We start from the raw sequence: 18,252 nt of genomic DNA, 5'->3' as shown, positions 1-18,252 counted from the left end.
TCATCACTCCTTATAACCCATGCGTTTTACTAACTCCGGCTTATCCCTCCAATCTTTTAATACCTTTACCCATAAATCAAGATAAACCTCAGTCTGCAATAGTTTTTCAACATCTTTTCTTGCTTTCTGTCCAATCTTTTTGAGCATCAAACCATTTTTACCTATAATTATTCCCTTATGTGATTTCTTTTCCACATATATATATGCCCTGATATATATCATACCATTATTTCTCTCTGTCATTTCTTCAATCTTTACTGCTACACCATAAGGTATCTCTTCTCTGGTAAGATAAAATATTTTCTCCCTAATCATTTCTGCAATAATAAATTGTTCAATCTGGTCAGTAATCATATCTTCGGGATAATATTGAGGTCCTTCTGGCAGCAATTTAAATATCTCCTCAAAGAGTGTATTTAAATTCCTCTTCTTTTTAGCAGAAATCGGTATAATCTCTCTACCGGTTTTTTCTTCATAATGAGTTATTCTACTGGCCAACATTTTATTACTCAAACTATCAATCTTATTTAAAACAAGCAAAAAAGGCAGACCTTGAGCCTTGCTATGCTGGAGAATATATTCATCCCCATGACCAAAAGGGCTGGTAGCATCCAGCAAAATAATAACAAGGTCTATACCTTCCAGGCTCTTAAAAGCCTGTTCAAGCATATATTCATCCAACTTATTTTTAGCTTTATGGATTCCAGGTGTATCAACAAAAATCACCTGTCCTTCCTCTGCTGTATAAATAGACTGAATCTTATTGCGCGTAGTCTGAGGCTTAGGAGATGTTATAGCTATCTTCTCACCTATGATAGTATTTATAAGTGTTGATTTGCCTACATTAGGACGGCCAATTACAGTTGCAAAACCAGATTTAAAAGCCATTTATCTTAATATCACTCCTCATACTCTACCCTACAGGATAGTGGCACTACCTCTATCCAGGTCTTTCCAGGATTTAATTCTATTTCTTTTCCAGTTTCATCATAATACCTTGCCCACTCATCATTATTTTTTTCCCAGTAACCACTAATTACTATACCATCCTTAAAAACCAGGGCTTTATTCCTGCCCTCAAGTTCCATTTCCAGACGACCCTGCTCATCAATTACCTCTGTTTTTACATATTGAACAATGATATTCCTGGTTTTTAAGCGTCCACCAGTATCAGTCATATGAGGAATATTATATTTTGAGTAATATCTCAGGTAAATATTCCTATCTTCATTATATTTATATAATAGTCTATTATCACCCCAGTAGTTTATGCTGATTTTATTAGCCTTTATTTGAGCCGGATTAATCAAACTAACATTCTGGAAATTAAAACGAGAAGTATATTTTTGACCAGTAATATTTCTCAAATAAGGTTTTACTATGTCACCACCAGTATAGAGATTATGTGGTGCTTTTCTATCACTACTCCTCCAGTAATAACTCCCATTATAGATCTGATCAAGGTGAAAAACATTTTCCTGCTGCAGAAGAGCAAAACCTGCTGGACTAGCTCCTGCATGTAATAATAAAGCATGATAATCCTGTGAAGTCCTGATCAAATAAGGTCTTACACTTCTTACCGGACCAATCTTATCCGGTATCTTCCCCCAGTAAAGGGCAAGAAACCTGGTAATGCCCCCTTCTACCAGAAATTCATAGACAATATCAGCATCCTCCAGACCAGACTGTGGACGAGCAGGCTGGGTATTTTCAATACTAGCCATTATCGCCCTTTCCCTCTTTATTTCTTCTATTGGTTGCCCGGTAAACGGTGATAGATATGCAATTTGCTGATCCTCCTCCATCACTACCGAGCTGTCCCTGTCACTACGATCATCTTCAATATTCTCACTAGCAAGATTATCTCTATCATTTTCAGTCTCTGCTAATTTTTCTTGTTCTCTATCTTCTGTCTCATCTATTAATTCTCCATCTTCTTTGTCTTCCGGAGTAATAACATCCTCTATCTTTTTCTCTGGTTCCGGTGCCAGTTCATCAGTAGGAGAATCACAGGCAGTTAAGATGAAGACCGTTAAAAATATAATTAATAAGACAACAATTCCTTTCTTCATATTATCACCTCTCATAATTTTTCTGGCCATTGAGACGGATATTATCCTCAGCTACGACCTCAATTTCAATACCAAAATTCTCCAATTGTTTTCTAACAATATCCAGGCTGCTAGCAAGAGTCCTCGGCTCCCCAACAGCCTTGATAATAATTGGATTAACAGAGATCGGTTTATTGTTGACCAGAATAGTAGGGCCGACACAGCGTATTGCCGAGTGGACAGTTAATCTCTGTCCACCTACTTCAATACCCCTGGCACCAGCAATTACTAATTCATTGATAATATTTCTTATATCAGCATCATGAACAATACCCATTTTTTCAAGATTATTGTCCTTATCATAAACATTGATTATTATCCCCTTACCATTTAACGGCTCATAACCAGCTTTTTGCGAAATCAACTTTAATTGCCTTTCCAGAGAGGCAAGCTTTGTCTGTAGAAAATCTACCTGATTAAAAAAATCACCAGTGGAGACAAGACTTGCCCTCCCATCCTTGATCTGAATCTCAATCGTCTGATTAAAAGTAAGTCCTTCAAGTTTTTCCCTGGTTTTATTGGTCAATATTTGATCAGGATCTAATATTTTTAATTGCTCAGCTGTCCTGGCTATCGTTATTTTCCCCTTTTTGGGTAAATTCTGGCTGTTAATAATCTTAAAAACCTTATCAATCCGTTTTTGTTGAAGTTCACGAAAAATTATATCCTGTGTCTGTCGACCGTAGTCTACCATTAAACTGGCCAGTTCTTCTGCATTATTTGCTTTTTCAACTTCATATTTAAACCTGGCCAATATATCAGTAACCGACTTCTGTTCGTCTACACCATAACTTTTTGCTAATTCTTCGCTATATTCGATTACAGATTGAGCCCCCTGGGAAGCCCTATCTAACGGCGTTATTTCACCAGGAAAATAAAATACACCCAATATACGAAGAAACAAAATAATATTAAGCAGTATAATCAAAATAACCGCTGTATATAATATGTATCCTGATTTTTTCAACATAAACACCTCTCCTTATCCCTTACCTTACCTCGCCTTAGCAAAAGACATTATTTCAGGGTCAAGAATACCACCCGAGATTATTAGTTTAAGGGCTTCCTCTATACTTAACTCAAGAATTATGGCATCCTTCTTGGGAACCATAACAAACATTCCCGAAGTTGGATTAGGGGTAGTTGGTAAAAAAACATTATATAGCTCTTCACCTGTTATAGAATCAAAATATGGTGAAGATTCTTTAGTAAGAAAACCTATTTGATAAAGGCCTTTTCTGGGATATTCAAATAATACTGGTTTCTTAAAAGAACTATGCTGTCTTGTAAAAATGGCATCCATTACCTTTTTAATACTAATATATATATTACGAAAAAATGGTATCTTTAGCAGCATCTTTTCCCCAAATTGAATTATCCTTTTTCCAATAACATTAGTAGCAAAAATACCAATCAATAAAATAATAATAAAGGTAAAAATAATTCCTACACCTGGTATATCACGCCCAAAAATCAACTCTATCAATGGTTCTGTACCTGTATCAATAATACTAAACAAAAAGTAAATTATATAGCTTGAAACCACCAGGGGTAAAACAACTACCATACCGGTTAAAAATAAATTTCTTATCTTCTTAAACACTTGATCACTCCCTATCATCAAAGCCATTAAAAGGGCTATTACTAATAATTTTTAATCTCTCTATTCTATGTTCACTAGTTTTTTCAACCTGAATAAGCAAATCATTTAAAACAATCCTTTCCCCTTCATCTGGAAGGTAACCAAGGTAATAAAGTATAAAACCACTAATAGTCTTATAATTATCTTCATCACTCAATGGGTCAGGTAGTATTTCATTTAATTCATCTATTTCTACCCTTGAGTCTACTATCATCTCCTTATCATTTAAAAACTCAATCTGTTTTGGCTCCAGATCATATTCATCCTGGATATCACCCATGATTTCTTCTATTAAATCCTCTATAGTAATTAAACCTGCTGTACCACCATATTCATCTAAAACTATAGCAATATGTATTTTCCTCTTTTTCATCTCAGTTAATAATTCATTAATCTTCTTACTCTCAGGAATAAAAAAAGCGGGACGAAGAAAATCACTAATTACAAAATCTTTCTTTTTAGTCATTAACAATTCCAGTAAATCTTTAACATATATTAGTCCCTTTATTTTATCAGTTGTATTATGATAAACTGGGATACGAGAATGACCCTTTTGAACAGCTAATTTAATAAAATCATCTAGTTCAATACCTTCATCAACACAAACCATATCAATTCTCGGTATCATTACTTCCCTAACTGTGGTATCATCAAATTCAAAAATACTATTTATCATTTTCCGTTCTGTCTTTTTAATTACTCCCTCTTCTTCACTAACATTAACAAAACGTCTGATTTCTTCTTCACTTAAAAAAGATGATGATAAAGGATTAGCTTCACCTACGACTAATTTTATAAGATAAACGAAAAATGATATAACTGGTGACAAAAACCTTTCCATCCAATAAAGGTACGGGGCTGCTAATTTAGAGTATTTTACCGCTTTTTTACTGCCAATTGATTTAGGAGTTATCTCTCCAAAAATCAAAACTATTAATGTCACTACACCGGTAGCAATCCCTACCCCTTTATTACCAAAAAGTTTAATTGCCACAGATGTTGCAATAGCGGAAGCAGCAATATTAACTAAATTATTCCCAATTAAAATAGTAGCTAAAAGTCTTGTGTGTTTTTTTAATAATTTATCTACCAGAACTGCTTTTTTATCACCATGATTACTAAGTTCTTTGATTCGAACTCTATTCACCGACATAAGAGCGGTTTCCGAACCTGAAAAAAATGCAGATAAAGCAAAAAGCAATAAGAGACTTGCTAAATATATGATCATAAATACACCTCAATAATCCAAGTTATTTATAGAGTCTGTTCGAAAAGTATCAGTATATACCAGCCGGGGATTATACCTTTTCGAACATACACTTATAACTAAGCAAAAAGTTTAAATATTACTACAGCTAGCAATATTCCTATCAGCGCTCCAATTACCACTTCTAACATCGTATGAGTCCTTGACTGAAGCCTGCTCTGGACAACCAGTAAAGCCAATAAAAAAACTAGGGAAGCAATAACAATATCCATGGTCAAAAATACTATGATAGTTGCTATTAGAAAGGAGATGGCACTATGACCGCTCGGCATACCACCTTGAAGAGGTGTGCCGCTTTCTCCCACTGCCTTTAATGCTATAATTATAATTACTAATAAACCCAGACTTATAAAACTTAAGTGAGCTGTTTCCTGTTGAATATCATTTATCAAAGAAAAACTCAAAGACCTGAGATCATCAATAAAGATCAAATAACCAACTATAACCGCATTAATTGCAGCCATAAACACCCCTGCTGCTGCAACATTTTTGGCAATTTTAGCCCTTAAAGAATACTGCTGACTTATCATATCTATAACAACCTCAATAGCTGTATTAATAAGCTCCATAGCAATTACAAAACTAATCACCGTAAAAAGCAATACTAATTGTATTTTCCCTATTTCAAAAAACAAACTTCCAAAGAGTACTATAAATGCTACTATAAAATGAATTTTCATATTACGCTGGGTTCTAAAGGCATGAATCAGCCCTTCAAAGGCATAATTAAAACTATCACTTAAACTATGAAACTGCACAAAGAATCACCTAACCTTATTAGCGCTGAAGATTCAACTCACTTAAAACACGTTCTTCCTTATAACGCATCTCTGCTTTTTCACCAGGTGTTTTATGGTCATATCCTAGAAGATGCATTATACCATGAACAGCCAGATAACCGAGTTCCCTTTTTAAGGAATGCCCATATTCTTTAGCCTGAGCAGCTGCCCTCTCTGTTGAAATTATTATATCCCCCCAGATTTCCTCATCCATAGGAAAAGATAAGACATCTGTTGCCTGATCATTATTACGGTATTTTTTATTTAATTCTCTAATAATCTTATTATCAACCAGAGCAAAACTAATCTCACCCTGATTATATCCCTCTATTTGAGATGTCCGTTCAGCTATCTCCTGGAAAAGCTTGTAAATGTTATTATCAAGCTCTACTAAATCCTGTTTATTATTTATCTCTATCCTTATCACTCTTATCAACCCTTTTCATCTCTTTTAATAGACTATCAGGATATTCTACTCTTTGATGATAAATACCAGTTAACACCTTAACAAAACTCTCCGTAATTATATCCAGTTCTTTAAGGCTAAGGTCAGATTCATCTAACTGTCCTTCAATCAATTTATTTCTAATCAATTCCCGGACAAATCCCTCTATCCGGTTGTGATTATTTTTATTAAAGTTTTTGGAGCGAATAGCTGCCTCAACAATATCAGCCAGCATGATAACTGCTGATTCCCTGGTCTGAGGCTTAGGTCCATCATAACGAAAATCACTCTCCTCAACATTATCATGTTCACTGGTTTCCTCTATAGCCTGCTGATAAAAATATGCAATAAGATTTGTACCATGATGCTGTCTGATAATATCTATGATAGATTCAGGAAGCTTAAATTCCCGGGCCAGTTCCACACCATCTTTTACATGAGACTTGATTATTAAAGCACTAAGATTAGCAGACAGTTTATCATGTGGATTATCTGCTGCATAATAGTTCTCAATAAAGAAATATGGCCTTTTCATCTTTCCAATATCATGGTAATAAGCACCAACCCTGGCCAGGAGGGAATCTGCACCAATATTATCTGCTGCTGTTTCTGCCAGATTACCCACAATTACACAATGATGGTATGTTCCTGGAGCCTCCACCAAAAGTCTCTTTATTAATGGATGACTGGGGTTAGATAATTCAAGCAACTTAACCGATGAGGTTAACCCAAAGGCATTTTCCAAATAAGGCAAAAGGCCATTAGCCAGAATTGCCACTAAAACCCCATTAATTACCCCAGCTGAAATATAACCCAATAGATCAAGCCATCCCCTGAAAGGGCTATTAAAAGTCAAACCCATAATTAGTACTACCATAACCGCACTTACATTAAATCCTGCCCTTACCAGGTCATTACGTTGGCTCAGTTTTGAAACACTAAAAATACCAACCAAACCACCAATAAACCCAGTAAGCGCTATATTATAATCATTATTAAAAATAATTGCTACCAGAAAACTAATAAACACTGTTAAAACAACTGCAACATCAGTACTGATTAAGACAGTTGTCAGAATTGAAGCAATAGCAACTGGTACCAGGTAAGGCAGATGAAAATAATTAACTGCTGGTATAATATCAATTATTTTGGCTATTATTAACACAATTATTACTAATAACTGCAATAAAATTATTTTAGGCTGTGCCTCCCAGACGTCAGGTTGATATTTATAGAAATACAGACAGGCCATAACAATTAATGTAAGAATAATTGTTACTATACCAAATATCGAAAGATAATTTATTTGTGGTCTCTGTAGACCAAGAGCTTCTAATTCTTTTATATCCTCACTAGTAACTATATCTCCTTTCCTGATAATCATTTCACCCTGTTTAATCGTATGTTTGTAGGGAACAACCTTTTTAACTGCTTCTTCCTGTTTCTTTTTAGTAGCCTCTTCATCAAATATCATATTAGGTCTGATCATTGTTTCCACAATATTTGCCAGGACAAGCCGGTATTCCTTATTAAGATCCATAGCCATTACTTCCTGTACTAATTCTTCCCTGATTTCAGGTAGGTCTTCGGGATGAATACGCTCCTTTAACTTAAGCTTTATGGTATTAACAGACCTTTGTTCCAGTTCATTAAAAAGATCTGGAGGGGTTTCTAATAGAATTTCAATTGTCTCAAGCGTAATTACTGGATAATTAGCTTCAATATCTTTAATTAACTCTTCTCTATTTTTCCCATCTACAGCAGTCATTTCTTCGTCAACTGCTGTTTCCTCATCCCTCAGTTCTTTTATCTGTTTAAAAAGACCATTAATATCTTTTTCAATTCTATTTTCAATATTTCGATCTTCTTCATAGACCCTACCTGCTGATTCAGCAGCAATGCTCTTTAGTTCAGCAGTTTTTTCTTCATCAACATAGGTTATTGTCATCGGGGCTTCAATATCCCGCTTACTAACTTGTCCAGTTTCTAAATTGACATTACTAGGAAAAAGATCAATAGTTAAAATTAGTATAATAACTATAATAAAGGAGATCCCCCAAAACATTTTCTTGCTGTGTGGGCTAATAGAAGCACTTTTTTTAGAGAGTTTTTTCCACCATTTATTTAAAATACTATGATTAAGCATAATCAACTCCTGTCCTCATGCCTTTCGTAAGCCTGAATTATTTTTTTTACCAATTCATGCCTTACAACATCTTCTTTAGATAAATAGACAAAATCTATTCCCTTAATACCCTGCAATATTTCCCTGACCTGGTTTAATCCAGAATTCTTATTCCCTGGCAAATCTACCTGAGTAATATCACCTGTTATTACTGCCTGTGAATTAAAACCTATCCTGGTTAAAAACATCTTCATTTGTTCAGGGGTAGTATTTTGGGCTTCATCCAGGATTACAAATGAATCATCAAGAGTTCGCCCCCTCATATAAGCCAGTGGTGCAACCTCTATAATATCTTTTTCTAGATACTGGGCAACTTTTTCAGGACCTAATATATCATATAAAGCATCATATAAAGGCCTCAAATAAGGGTCAACCTTATCCTGCATATCCCCAGGCAAAAAACCTAGTTTTTCACCTGCCTCTATAGCAGGCCTGGTAAGAATAATCCTATTTACCACCTTGTTTAAGAGATATTTAACCGCCATAACCATAGCCAGATATGTTTTACCTGTACCAGCAGGTCCAATAGCAAAAACAATATCCGACTTCTTGATAGCCTCAATATATAATTTCTGCCCCAATGTCTTAATAGATATTTTCTTCCCACGATAACTGACCTGTAACACATCACTATATAGATCTGTTAAATCAATTCCCTCATCTCTTTTTAATAATTCTACAGCATATTTAACTTCACGCTCTGTAATTGTTTTATTTCGAGTAATCTCACTAAGCTTTTTTATTATATTTTCAGTTTGTTCAACCTCACTTTGTTCTCCACTAATTTTAATAGAATTACCACGGGCAATAATCTTAATCCCATTTTTCTTTTCAATTATCTTAAGATTATTATCATTATTGCCAAAAAGATTCTGGAGAACTTGATAATCATCAAATACAATTGTTTTTTCAGTCTTTGACACTAAAACCCTCCTTATCTATACCTGGTAGATCTGCAATATCCTCTTCTACTTTGACCAATAATTTTATTTTAACTGTCTTATCATCAAGACTAATATCCCTTGACTGTACACTATGAATTACTGCATCAGCAGGAATATCTGATAATATAGTATATAAAGCCTTTTCTTTAGCCAGAAAGATCGCAGATTCCCTACTTAATTTTTCTGATATAAATTTGATCTCCCTATGCTCTTCTATTATTAATTCTAGAGGGATATTAATATTCCTCCATTTTGGAATTGTTTTTATTTCTCTTTTTCTTTTATAATTATTAAAATTGGCATTTATCGGCTTCAACCAGAAAGTTTTATCAGCAATTTTAATTCCCCAGAACTTTCTATTTTCTCCAGTAAAAATCACCTCATTTATATTATACCGGCACAGTGCTTCTGCTGTATACCATACATATGCCCTGACAATCCCATGTGCCCTCTCTTCCCCTTCTCCAGCTAAAATTAAAGGCTGGCCCTCAGTAACAGTATCACCCTTACTAACAATTCCTCTTCCCTTTAATACAATAAAATCATTAATAACCCCATTTTTAGCTGCTACTACGTTACCCTTAGCTGTTTTAGAAACCGTTTTCTTTTCTACAAGCCTGATATTAAGGCAGGTTCCCTGCCACCTTACATTTGCCCAGATCAGTCCAGATTCATTTTTTAGAAGCTCCCTCTCCAGATCTGTAGGATTAATATTCCTTTTATAAATACCTGGTTTTATACCATTATGTTCAAGAATATTAATTATATCCTCTCTATCAATAGTCTCTAAGCCTTCTATTTCAATAAACCATAAAAAAGATGAGCCAGCATAAAACAGGAGTATAAATATTAAAAAACCTATTAAGAGAAATTTCCGTTTATAAGTCCTGAAAAAAAGGATAGGTAATCCCTTTTTTTCGACTATGTTTACCCGGCATTTCCTCCTTTTTACAAGTAACCTTAGTTTGTTAAAATCAACGGTATATATCTTAGCACGGTAATGACTCTTTTTAATCCTTCTTAAATCCCATATAAAAATATCCAGGGTTATCATCTGGTTAATAAATCTCTCCAAAGCATTACCTGTAATATCTATTACTAAATAACCCTTAATAAACCTGATCAGATATTTGAGCACTAGACAGCCCCTCCCCTTTTTTCATATTGAATCATTACAATATTTCCCGAAATAAAGAGGCAGTCTTCCCTGATCTCCTCAACAACTAATTCTTTTCCTGAAAAAATAAGATAACCCTTATTGATACTGATTTTAATTTTATCACTATCAAAATTTTTTATTCCCTTATGATTTTCTATATATAATTTCTGCTGACCTACCAGCATTATTAATGGTAAATCAAGAACAATTTCAGGCGATAGATCAAAGATATCTAAAAATTGTTTTTTTATTTTATCCATTATTATCCCCCTTCCCCTGCATTAAAAATTTATGCATAAAAAAGGAGAATAATGCTAGGTTAATTTATATTATAACACATATTAAAAATCTTACAATCGTCCCACAGCAATACATGGTACTGCCTGTTCATTAAAACCTTCCCCTGAAAAACTAGCATATAGTTTTACATCCTGAAAACCTATTTCACCCAAAATATCCAATAATTCATCAGGCAGTAATGGTAACAGCTTTATAGTATTTTGATAACTATTTCTTACTCCCTTATCTATACTCAGATTTGTTATAAATCTAATCTTGTCTTTACTGTCTTCCAGTAAATATCTCCTGCTAAAAGTAATCCCCTTGTCTTCGTTGATTATCACTGGTAACTGTGTAACATTATTTTTTAAGATTCGTTGATAATTAATAATCTGAATAATAACAACACCTTTTGGTTTTAATAATTTTGCCATAATTCCAAGGGCTTTTTTAATATCTTTCTTTGTATCAAGATGAACAAGCACATTTCCGATACAATAAATACCATTAAAATAATTTTCACTATATAGTTTATCAAGTTTTAACATGTCAGCAACTTTAAAATTCACTGCTAAATTACTATTAACTACGCGCAAGCGGGCTAATTTTATCATTTCCTGATTAAGGTCCACGGCAGAAACCTGATAACCCTCTTCTGCTAAGGCAATTGCATAACTCCCGGTTGCAGTACCAATATCTAGAATTTTATTTCCATCATCAGTATCAGTAAACTTAGTACTTAAAAAATTTAATTTTTCTACTGATAAAGGAAAAACATCATTATAATAACTAGCAAATTGATTATAAAACCCCATTTTATTGATCATCACCATTCCTTTGATATATCTTTAATTCTTTATTTTCATCAATAGTAGCCAGTAAGATTTGAGATTTATCTACCCCTATATCCTGCAGTTTTTTCTGCAACCACTCTTTATTAATATTAACAAGTTCTTTATTATAAGATATCTTACCATCTATAATTACAGGTAATTTAAAGGAATCATCACTTTGTTTTAACACTGTAATATCACCTGATGTTTCCAGTAAGGCTACTTTTACATCGTCAATATCAAAGATATCTTTCATTCTCAATTGATGTAAGAGGTCATTAACATTATACTTAGTTTTCTTTAATGCCTCATACAATATCTCCCCATTTTTTATTAATATCTCTGGCCGACCACTTACCAATCTTCTTATAAAAATGCTCTTCAAGGAAAGAATCGACAGCAATATTTCCAAAAACGCCAGGACTATAATCGGTACAAGGCCGTCAATAATTCCTAATTCTTCATTTTCAATTGGGAAAATAGCCAATTCTGCAATCATAATAGCAATTACCAAGTCAAAAGGTGATAATTGACCAATCTCCCTTTTACCCATTATTCTAATTATAACAAGCATTGCAAAATAAATAAATGTTGTTTTGATAATAAGACTAAACACTACTCTAACCCCCTGTCCCTTATTATTAACAAAATTAATTAGTTTAAACAGGGAAAACCCCATTAACTTACAATGGTTAATGGGGTTTTTGTAGTTATTTTCTACGATAATAAATTGGGCGATAGGGTTTTAAAGCCCGGGGACTATCTAATATTTCTTTAAATATTATCCCCTGTATAATATCCCTTTCTCTATTAATCTGCAAATCGTAATTACAATCTTCCTTTTTGGCAGTCTTATACCCCTGAGGCTTATCTTCCTTTTCAGCTTGGGTAAAGTCCTTAATGGCAACCTTAGTATTTTTTTTCTTACTACTATTTTCACTAATACCTACTGGTTTCTCATCTATACCATCCTCAGCAACTTTGGAGTCAAGCATACTGCTCCCTTTAGATTCCATATAAGCTGGTAGATAATCATCCTCTTCATCAACAGTTCCTTTAAAGAAATCATTCAATTTATTCCCAATTTTTTCTTTAGTATTATGCTTATTTTCCGATTTATTCTTATTCCCCTTAAGGTAGAAACCCACTACCATAATAATTATCCAGATAACAGCACCTAAGATATCATCCATCTAGATCAACCCCTTATTTATCCTCATCATCTATCTTTTTTTCAGAGCTATTACTGGAATTACCTCCTAATTTGGAGATATTATCTCTCATACCGGTATCAGCCTTAATATTTTGTAGATTAAGGTAGTCCATAACACCCATATTACCAGAACGCATCGCTTCTGCCATAGCCCTTGGTACATCTGCTTCAGCCTCAACAACCTTAGCCCGCATTTCCTGTACTTTAGCTTTCATTTCCTGTTCCTGAGCAACAGCCATGGCCCTTCGTTCTTCAGCTTTGGCCTGGGCAATCTCTTTATCGGCTTCAGCCTGATCAGTCTGCAGTTGGGCACCAATATTTTTGCCAACATCAACATCTGCAATATCAATAGATAGAATTTCAAAAGCAGTACCTGAATCAAGACCCTTACCCAGGACAGTTTTTGAAATAGAATCCGGATTCTCCAGTACCTTTTTATGGGTAACAGCAGAACCAACAGTAGTGACAATACCTTCACCAACCCTGGCCAGCACTGTTTCCTCACCAGCACCACCAACAAGCCGTTCAATATTGGCCCTGACTGTTACACGGGCAGTAGCCATAACCTGAATCCCGTCCATAGCAACAGCTGTTACAACCGGTGTTTTAATTACTTTAGGATTTACACTCATCTGTACAGCCTCCAGTACATCCCTACCAGCTAAGTCAATAGCAGCTGCCCTTTCAAAACTCAAATCTATTTCAGCACGCTGGGCCGCTATTAAAGCATCTACTACACGGTCTACATTACCACCGGCCAGATAGTGTGCTTCCAGTTTATCACTCCCTAGTTTTAATCCTGCTTTATGTGATTTAATCATAGGCCCTACTATTAATGAAGGTACAACCCTCCTTAACCTCATTCCAATTAGGTTAAAAAAACCAATCCGTACACCAGCTGCTACAGCAGAAACCCATAATCCCAGAGGGATAAAATAAAAGAAAACCGACAAAAAGATTATACCAAGAACTATAAGTAGTATCGCCAACACTTCAGTCAAATTACTCATCCTCCTTAATTTGTTTAACTACAATACGGTTACCAGTAATTTTTATTATCTTAACCTTGACATCCTTATCAATAAAACCACCATCACTTACAACATCAAGTCTTTTACCATCGATCTCTATAAGACCAGCTGGTCTTAAAGATGTCAATGTATAGGCTGTCTTACCCAGATATTCTTTTTTATCATACTGAGCAATATAACCTAAATCTTTAGTCTGACTTTCCCTAAGAGAGATCCTCTGCCAGAACCGGCTGCCGCCAAACAGCTTTAAAATAACGATAGTAGCTGCAATTGATAGTATCAGAACTGTTGCTACCGCAAATAAAGCCGTGGTCGGTGTAGGAAAGAGTAAATAGAAACTCGCTAAAATAGCAAGAATTCCACTTATTCCTGTAATACCAAATCCGGGGACAACAAATATCTCCAGGGCTAACAATACTAAACCGACTACCAGCAAAACAACTACTCCCCAACCAGCAACACCTAAATAGATATAACTACTAAATACCACCCCCAGGGAGAGAAGACCAGCTGTCCCCGCTATCCCCCATCCCATTATAAAGGCTTCGGCAATTAATGCTATCAAACCAATAGTTAATAACACAGTACTAATATTGGGATTTATAATAAAACGGGCCAATTTCTCAGCTGAACTAACCTGTACAGAAAGAATCCGGGCTGGTGAAAAATCCATTAAATCATATAACTCTGTAAGGTTACCCACCTTATATTCTGCCATATTATGTGTTACTGCTTCATCAGCAGTTAATGTAAGTAATTTACCAGCAGCAATCAACCCTTCAATCTCAAGATCAGAGTCAACCATAGCAGCTGCTATTTCTGGGTCTCTCCCCCTACTTTCAGCCGTTGCTTTAAATTCCTTCCTCAGGGCAGAAATATATTTCTCTTCCTTAGGTCTTGTCTCAGCAGCCCCAATACTACTACCAGGTACCATTGCAACTATATCACCTGCCAGGGTAATCAAAGCCCCTGCAGACCAGGCCCTACCCTTAACAAAAGTAAGGGTTTTGATCCTGGAATTATAGATAAGGTCTTTTATCTCTATAGCTGAATTAACATACCCACCAAAAGTATCAATCTCAAAAATAAGCAGGTCAGCACCCTCTGCCTCCGCTTCACTAATACCCTTTTTTACCAGATATACTAAACCCCTATCTATCTCACCCGTAATAGGTATCTTATAGACAATTTCTGTCCTATCAACAGCCTGAACAGATAAAACTAATAAAACAATAAATAATATCATCAAGCAAAAAACAAACTTAACCCCTCTCATCCATTTATCACCACCTTTCTACAGTAGATAAACTATTAGTATTATTCTGCTATATGTAAAAAAATATGAGAAAAACAAGGGCCAGGAAATCCTGGCCTCACCCTTAACTTAATTTCCTCTGTACAATTTTATTGACAATTCTACCATCAGCACGGCCTTTTACCCTCGGCATAATTGCCCCCATAATCTTTCCCATATCTGACATATCATCTCCACCAATCTCTTTAACTACATCATCTACTAATTTTGCAATCTCTTCTTCTGTTAACTGTTCAGGCAAGTATTTTTCCAGAACCTTTATTTCCCTTTGTAAACCCGTAACAATATCATCTTTTCCTGCCTTTTCATACTCTCTAATTGAATCCCTTCTTTGTTTTACTTCGCGGGCAATAACTTCCACTACCTCATTATCATCAAGGTCTTTTCTTTTATCAATCTCTACATTTTTTATAGCAGCCCGAGCCATCCTTATTACAGATAAGCGTTCCTTATCTTTTGACTTCATAGCAGTTTTCATATCATCAAGTAATTTTTCTCTTAAAGAGGTTATCTTTTTCACCTCCCTGAAAATATTATCATTAAACTTCCATATATTGATTATATTAACCTGGAGGCCACTGCATACTGCGTCCACCCAGTAAATGAAAATGAATATGATAAACTGATTGACCACCATCTTCATTGCAATTAGATACCACTCTAAACCCATCTTCAGCAATACCATTTTCGCGCGCTAATTTGGCAGCAATCATATATATGTATCCAATTAAATCCTGATCTTCTGCTGAAATATCCAGTAAAGTTGATATATGTTTTTTAGGTATAATAAGCAAATGTACTGGTGCCTGTGGATCAATATCACTAAAAACAACCACCCGCTCATCTTCATAAAGTAATTTAGTATCCATCTCACCACTTGCAATCTTGCAAAAAATACAATCACTCATTTATTAATCACCATCCTTTAATTTATATTTCGCTATAGAAAAAAGAATTCCTGCTTTTCTTTGATACAGTTTTCTATTATATTACAATTTTACCAATAAGATTCTCATGATTAAAACTATTAATTAATTTTACATCTACCAGTTTTCCCATCATTTCATTATCACCATCACATAATACCCTAAGATAATTATCAGTCATACCTGTAAGTTTACCTGTTTGGTAATCCCTCTTTTCCTCAATAATAAGGCTTCTTATATCACCAATAAACCCCTGTTGATACTGTTGCATTAATTCCTTATTTAACTGACGCATCATCTTACTATAGTATTTCTTTATATCCCCAGCTAATTGGCCTTTCATTTTTGCAGCTGGGGTACCACGCCGGGCTGAAAATGGGAAAACATGAAGCCTACTAAAAGCAATTTCTTTAACAAAATCATAGCTCTCTTTAAAATACTTTTCTTCTTCACCAGGAAAGCCTACAATAAGATCAGTAGTTATAGCAATATCTTCTATTATATTCCTGACCTTATCTACAACCACATTAAATTCTCGTTTTGAATAAGGTCTTTTCATAGCTTTAAGTATATAATCACTTCCACTCTGTAAAGGAAGGTGTAAATGGGAACAGAGTTTATCTTCTCTGGCAATCAGGGCTAATAAATTATCGTTTATTTCTGTAACCTCTATAGAACTCAACCTGATATGGGCTAAATCATCAACAGCAGATAAATGTTTTAATAATTTTACTAAACTATCATTTTCCCCCCAGTCATAACCATATGCCCCTAGATGGGTACCTGTTAATATTATTTCTTTAACACCACCATTAACAAGTTCTTCTACCTCCTCAAGGACAGAATCTATCTCCCTACTTCGAACCGGCCCCCGGGCATAAGGTATAATACAATAAGTACAGAACTGATTACACCCCTCTTCTACCTTAACATAGGCTCTTGTGGTTTCTGTCAGGGTATTAACCCTTAGTTCTTCAAATTCTTTGAGTTCCTGCCAATCAACTATTTCCGCAGTGAAATTACAGTTAGACCTCACTTCCTCAACCATTCTAACAATATCAGTCCTCTTAGAAGTCCCAATTACTAAATCTATTTCCTCAATATTACTAACCTCATCCGGTGAAACCTGGGTATAACAACCAACCATTACTACAGTTGCTACCGGGTTATTTCTCTTAGCCCTCCTGGCAAGCTGCCTCGATTTACGGGCTGCTTCATTAGTAACAGTACATGTATTTACAACATATATATCAGCCCTATCATTAAAATCAACAAGTTGATAGCCCTTATCTTTAAAGAGATCCATCATAGCTTCAGATTCATAGTGGTTAACTTTACACCCCAGTGTATGGAAGGCTACTGTTGCCATATTAATTTCCCCCTAAATCATTTGTCTCATATAGTACTACAGTAGCAGTAACTAAACCAGCCGTTTCAGTCCGTAAAATTCTAGGTCCCAAAGTAATTGATATTCCACCTATCTTAGTAATACTTGCTACTTCTTCAGCAGAAAACCCCCCTTCAGGACCAATAATTATTAGTACCCTCTTATCTACTGCCCTTATTTTGTCCTTTAGGTTGATAAGTGAGCAAGACTTCTCTTCTTCCCATGGTATGATAATTAAATTATATTTATCTTTATATTTTACTAAATCCCTTAATTTATGTACCCTGGCAACAGTTGGTATCATACCCCGGCCGGCTTGTTTAGCAGCTTCTCTGGCTATTTTCTGCCACCTATTTACTCTCTTTTCTTCTTTTCTCCCTTTTAACTTAACAATAGTTCTAGTAGTATCCAGGGGTATAAAATTTTTCACCCCAAGTTCAGTACATTTTTGAATAATATAATCCATATTAGTCTTTTTAGGAATAGCCTGGGCTATTGTTATATCTAATGAAGGTTCAGAACGGTTTTTTTCCTTATTTATAATCCTGCCTTTAACAGATTGATCACTAAAATTTTGTAGTTCAACAAGATAATCCCAGCCGTCCCCATTAGAGACAATTATCTTATCCTCTGGGGCTAATCTTAGTGAATGAGAAAGGTGGTTAAAATCACTTCCTGTGATTCTAACCACACTACCATCAATATCATCCTTATCTACAAAAAATCTGTGCATAAT

The 18,252-nt window shown here is 34.9% G+C and carries 20 protein-coding genes; all 20 read right to left on the bottom strand.

The features are described 5' to 3' along the window. Nucleotides 1-3: 3 nt before the first annotated feature. Complete coding sequence (gene era / locus D7D81_RS10665; RefSeq protein ID WP_125989845.1) at nt 4-888, bottom strand: GTPase Era; 885 nt, start codon at nt 886-888, stop codon at nt 4-6. An 11-nt stretch (nt 889-899) separates the two neighbouring features. Continuing rightward, complete coding sequence (locus D7D81_RS10660) at nt 900-2,072, bottom strand: DUF3048 domain-containing protein (RefSeq protein ID WP_164522218.1); 1,173 nt, start codon at nt 2,070-2,072, stop codon at nt 900-902. A gap of 4 nt (nt 2,073-2,076) precedes the next feature. After that, nucleotides 2,077-3,081 carry a DUF881 domain-containing protein gene (locus D7D81_RS10655; RefSeq protein ID WP_125989841.1) on the bottom strand — a complete coding sequence of 335 codons (1,005 nt, stop codon included), beginning with the start codon at nt 3,079-3,081 and terminating at the stop codon, nt 2,077-2,079. A 24-nt stretch (nt 3,082-3,105) separates the two neighbouring features. Continuing rightward, nucleotides 3,106-3,714 carry a DUF502 domain-containing protein gene (locus tag D7D81_RS10650; RefSeq protein ID WP_125989839.1) on the bottom strand — a complete coding sequence of 203 codons (609 nt, stop codon included), beginning with the start codon at nt 3,712-3,714 and terminating at the stop codon, nt 3,106-3,108. A gap of 4 nt (nt 3,715-3,718) precedes the next feature. Next, nucleotides 3,719-4,981 (bottom strand): hemolysin family protein, encoded by a 1,263-nt coding sequence (locus tag D7D81_RS10645; protein WP_125989837.1) that lies wholly within the window; start codon nt 4,979-4,981, stop codon nt 3,719-3,721. 98 nt (nt 4,982-5,079) lie between these two features. Then, nucleotides 5,080-5,778, bottom strand: coding sequence for a diacylglycerol kinase (locus tag D7D81_RS10640; protein ID WP_125989835.1), 699 nt, complete (start codon nt 5,776-5,778; stop codon nt 5,080-5,082). Between the two features lie 19 nt (nt 5,779-5,797). Further along, complete coding sequence (gene ybeY, locus D7D81_RS10635; RefSeq protein ID WP_125989833.1) at nt 5,798-6,226, bottom strand: rRNA maturation RNase YbeY; 429 nt, start codon at nt 6,224-6,226, stop codon at nt 5,798-5,800. Next, entirely contained in the window at nt 6,204-8,390 is a 2,187-nt protein-coding gene (locus tag D7D81_RS10630; RefSeq protein WP_125989831.1) for an HD family phosphohydrolase, read from the bottom strand. Before D7D81_RS10630 ends, ybeY begins: the two co-directional genes overlap by 23 nt. Nucleotides 8,391-8,392: 2 nt before the next feature. Further along, on the bottom strand, nt 8,393-9,352 hold the full coding sequence (locus D7D81_RS10625; RefSeq protein WP_125989829.1) for a PhoH family protein: 960 nt from the start codon (nt 9,350-9,352) through the stop codon (nt 8,393-8,395). Beyond that, on the bottom strand, nt 9,339-10,511 hold the full coding sequence (gene yqfD, locus D7D81_RS10620) for a sporulation protein YqfD (RefSeq protein ID WP_125989827.1): 1,173 nt from the start codon (nt 10,509-10,511) through the stop codon (nt 9,339-9,341). Before yqfD ends, D7D81_RS10625 begins: the two co-directional genes overlap by 14 nt. Further along, a complete protein-coding gene (locus tag D7D81_RS10615) occupies nt 10,511-10,792 on the bottom strand; it encodes a YabP/YqfC family sporulation protein (RefSeq protein WP_125989825.1) in 282 nt (93 codons plus the stop codon). The genes yqfD and D7D81_RS10615 overlap by 1 nt, the downstream gene beginning before the upstream one ends. A 90-nt stretch (nt 10,793-10,882) precedes the next feature. After that, the gene (locus D7D81_RS10610; protein ID WP_125989823.1) at nt 10,883-11,644 is read right to left on the bottom strand and encodes a class I SAM-dependent methyltransferase; all 762 of its coding nucleotides are present in this window, start codon (nt 11,642-11,644) and stop codon (nt 10,883-10,885) included. Beyond that, nucleotides 11,628-12,260, bottom strand: a complete 633-nt coding sequence (locus D7D81_RS10605; RefSeq protein ID WP_164522217.1) for a DUF421 domain-containing protein — start codon at nt 12,258-12,260, stop codon at nt 11,628-11,630. The genes D7D81_RS10610 and D7D81_RS10605 overlap by 17 nt, the downstream gene beginning before the upstream one ends. A gap of 94 nt (nt 12,261-12,354) precedes the next feature. Then, the gene (locus D7D81_RS10600; RefSeq protein ID WP_125989819.1) at nt 12,355-12,837 is read right to left on the bottom strand and encodes a hypothetical protein; all 483 of its coding nucleotides are present in this window, start codon (nt 12,835-12,837) and stop codon (nt 12,355-12,357) included. 13 nt (nt 12,838-12,850) lie between these two features. After that, nucleotides 12,851-13,867: a flotillin-like protein FloA gene (gene floA / locus D7D81_RS10595; RefSeq protein WP_164522216.1), complete on the bottom strand. Its 1,017-nt coding sequence runs from the start codon at nt 13,865-13,867 to the stop codon at nt 12,851-12,853. Further along, entirely contained in the window at nt 13,860-15,164 is a 1,305-nt protein-coding gene (locus D7D81_RS10590; protein ID WP_125989817.1) for an NfeD family protein, read from the bottom strand. Before D7D81_RS10590 ends, floA begins: the two co-directional genes overlap by 8 nt. A gap of 103 nt (nt 15,165-15,267) precedes the next feature. Beyond that, nucleotides 15,268-15,681 (bottom strand): GatB/YqeY domain-containing protein, encoded by a 414-nt coding sequence (locus D7D81_RS10585; RefSeq protein WP_353622121.1) that lies wholly within the window; start codon nt 15,679-15,681, stop codon nt 15,268-15,270. Between the two features lie 85 nt (nt 15,682-15,766). Continuing rightward, nucleotides 15,767-16,111, bottom strand: coding sequence for a histidine triad nucleotide-binding protein (locus D7D81_RS10580; protein WP_125989813.1), 345 nt, complete (start codon nt 16,109-16,111; stop codon nt 15,767-15,769). Nucleotides 16,112-16,187: 76 nt separating this feature from the next. Beyond that, entirely contained in the window at nt 16,188-17,498 is a 1,311-nt protein-coding gene (gene mtaB, locus D7D81_RS10575; RefSeq protein ID WP_125989811.1) for a tRNA (N(6)-L-threonylcarbamoyladenosine(37)-C(2))-methylthiotransferase MtaB, read from the bottom strand. Between the two features lies 1 nt (nt 17,499). Beyond that, nucleotides 17,500-18,249, bottom strand: a complete 750-nt coding sequence (locus D7D81_RS10570; protein WP_125989809.1) for a 16S rRNA (uracil(1498)-N(3))-methyltransferase — start codon at nt 18,247-18,249, stop codon at nt 17,500-17,502. Nucleotides 18,250-18,252: the final 3 nt, after the last annotated feature.

The organism is Halocella sp. SP3-1, from assembly GCF_003953885.1.
GTDB lineage: Bacteria > Bacillota > Halanaerobiia > Halanaerobiales > DTU029 > Iocasia > Iocasia fonsfrigidae.
Note: the sequence above shows the minus strand (reverse complement) of the source record. Positions and strands in the feature narration are given on the sequence as shown.

What these genes read in the sequence shown, in the direction of transcription:
- D7D81_RS10655 (WP_125989841.1), bottom strand. Translation starts at nt 3,081, where the DNA reads ATGTTGAAAAAATCAGGATACATATTATATACAGCGGTTATTTTGATT.
- D7D81_RS10610 (WP_125989823.1), bottom strand. Translation starts at nt 11,644, where the DNA reads ATGGTGATGATCAATAAAATGGGGTTTTATAATCAATTTGCTAGTTAT.
- D7D81_RS10580 (WP_125989813.1), bottom strand. Translation starts at nt 16,111, where the DNA reads ATGAGTGATTGTATTTTTTGCAAGATTGCAAGTGGTGAGATGGATACT.
- D7D81_RS10600 (WP_125989819.1), bottom strand. Translation starts at nt 12,837, where the DNA reads ATGGATGATATCTTAGGTGCTGTTATCTGGATAATTATTATGGTAGTG.
- D7D81_RS10585 (WP_353622121.1), bottom strand. Translation starts at nt 15,681, where the DNA reads ATGAAAACTGCTATGAAGTCAAAAGATAAGGAACGCTTATCTGTAATA.
- D7D81_RS10570 (WP_125989809.1), bottom strand. Translation starts at nt 18,249, where the DNA reads ATGCACAGATTTTTTGTAGATAAGGATGATATTGATGGTAGTGTGGTT.
- D7D81_RS10590 (WP_125989817.1), bottom strand. Translation starts at nt 15,164, where the DNA reads ATGAGAGGGGTTAAGTTTGTTTTTTGCTTGATGATATTATTTATTGTT.
- floA (WP_164522216.1), bottom strand. Translation starts at nt 13,867, where the DNA reads ATGAGTAATTTGACTGAAGTGTTGGCGATACTACTTATAGTTCTTGGT.
- D7D81_RS10630 (WP_125989831.1), bottom strand. Translation starts at nt 8,390, where the DNA reads ATGCTTAATCATAGTATTTTAAATAAATGGTGGAAAAAACTCTCTAAA.
- mtaB (WP_125989811.1), bottom strand. Translation starts at nt 17,498, where the DNA reads ATGGCAACAGTAGCCTTCCATACACTGGGGTGTAAAGTTAACCACTAT.
- D7D81_RS10660 (WP_164522218.1), bottom strand. Translation starts at nt 2,072, where the DNA reads ATGAAGAAAGGAATTGTTGTCTTATTAATTATATTTTTAACGGTCTTC.
- D7D81_RS10615 (WP_125989825.1), bottom strand. Translation starts at nt 10,792, where the DNA reads ATGGATAAAATAAAAAAACAATTTTTAGATATCTTTGATCTATCGCCT.
- era (WP_125989845.1), bottom strand. Translation starts at nt 888, where the DNA reads ATGGCTTTTAAATCTGGTTTTGCAACTGTAATTGGCCGTCCTAATGTA.
- D7D81_RS10645 (WP_125989837.1), bottom strand. Translation starts at nt 4,981, where the DNA reads ATGATCATATATTTAGCAAGTCTCTTATTGCTTTTTGCTTTATCTGCA.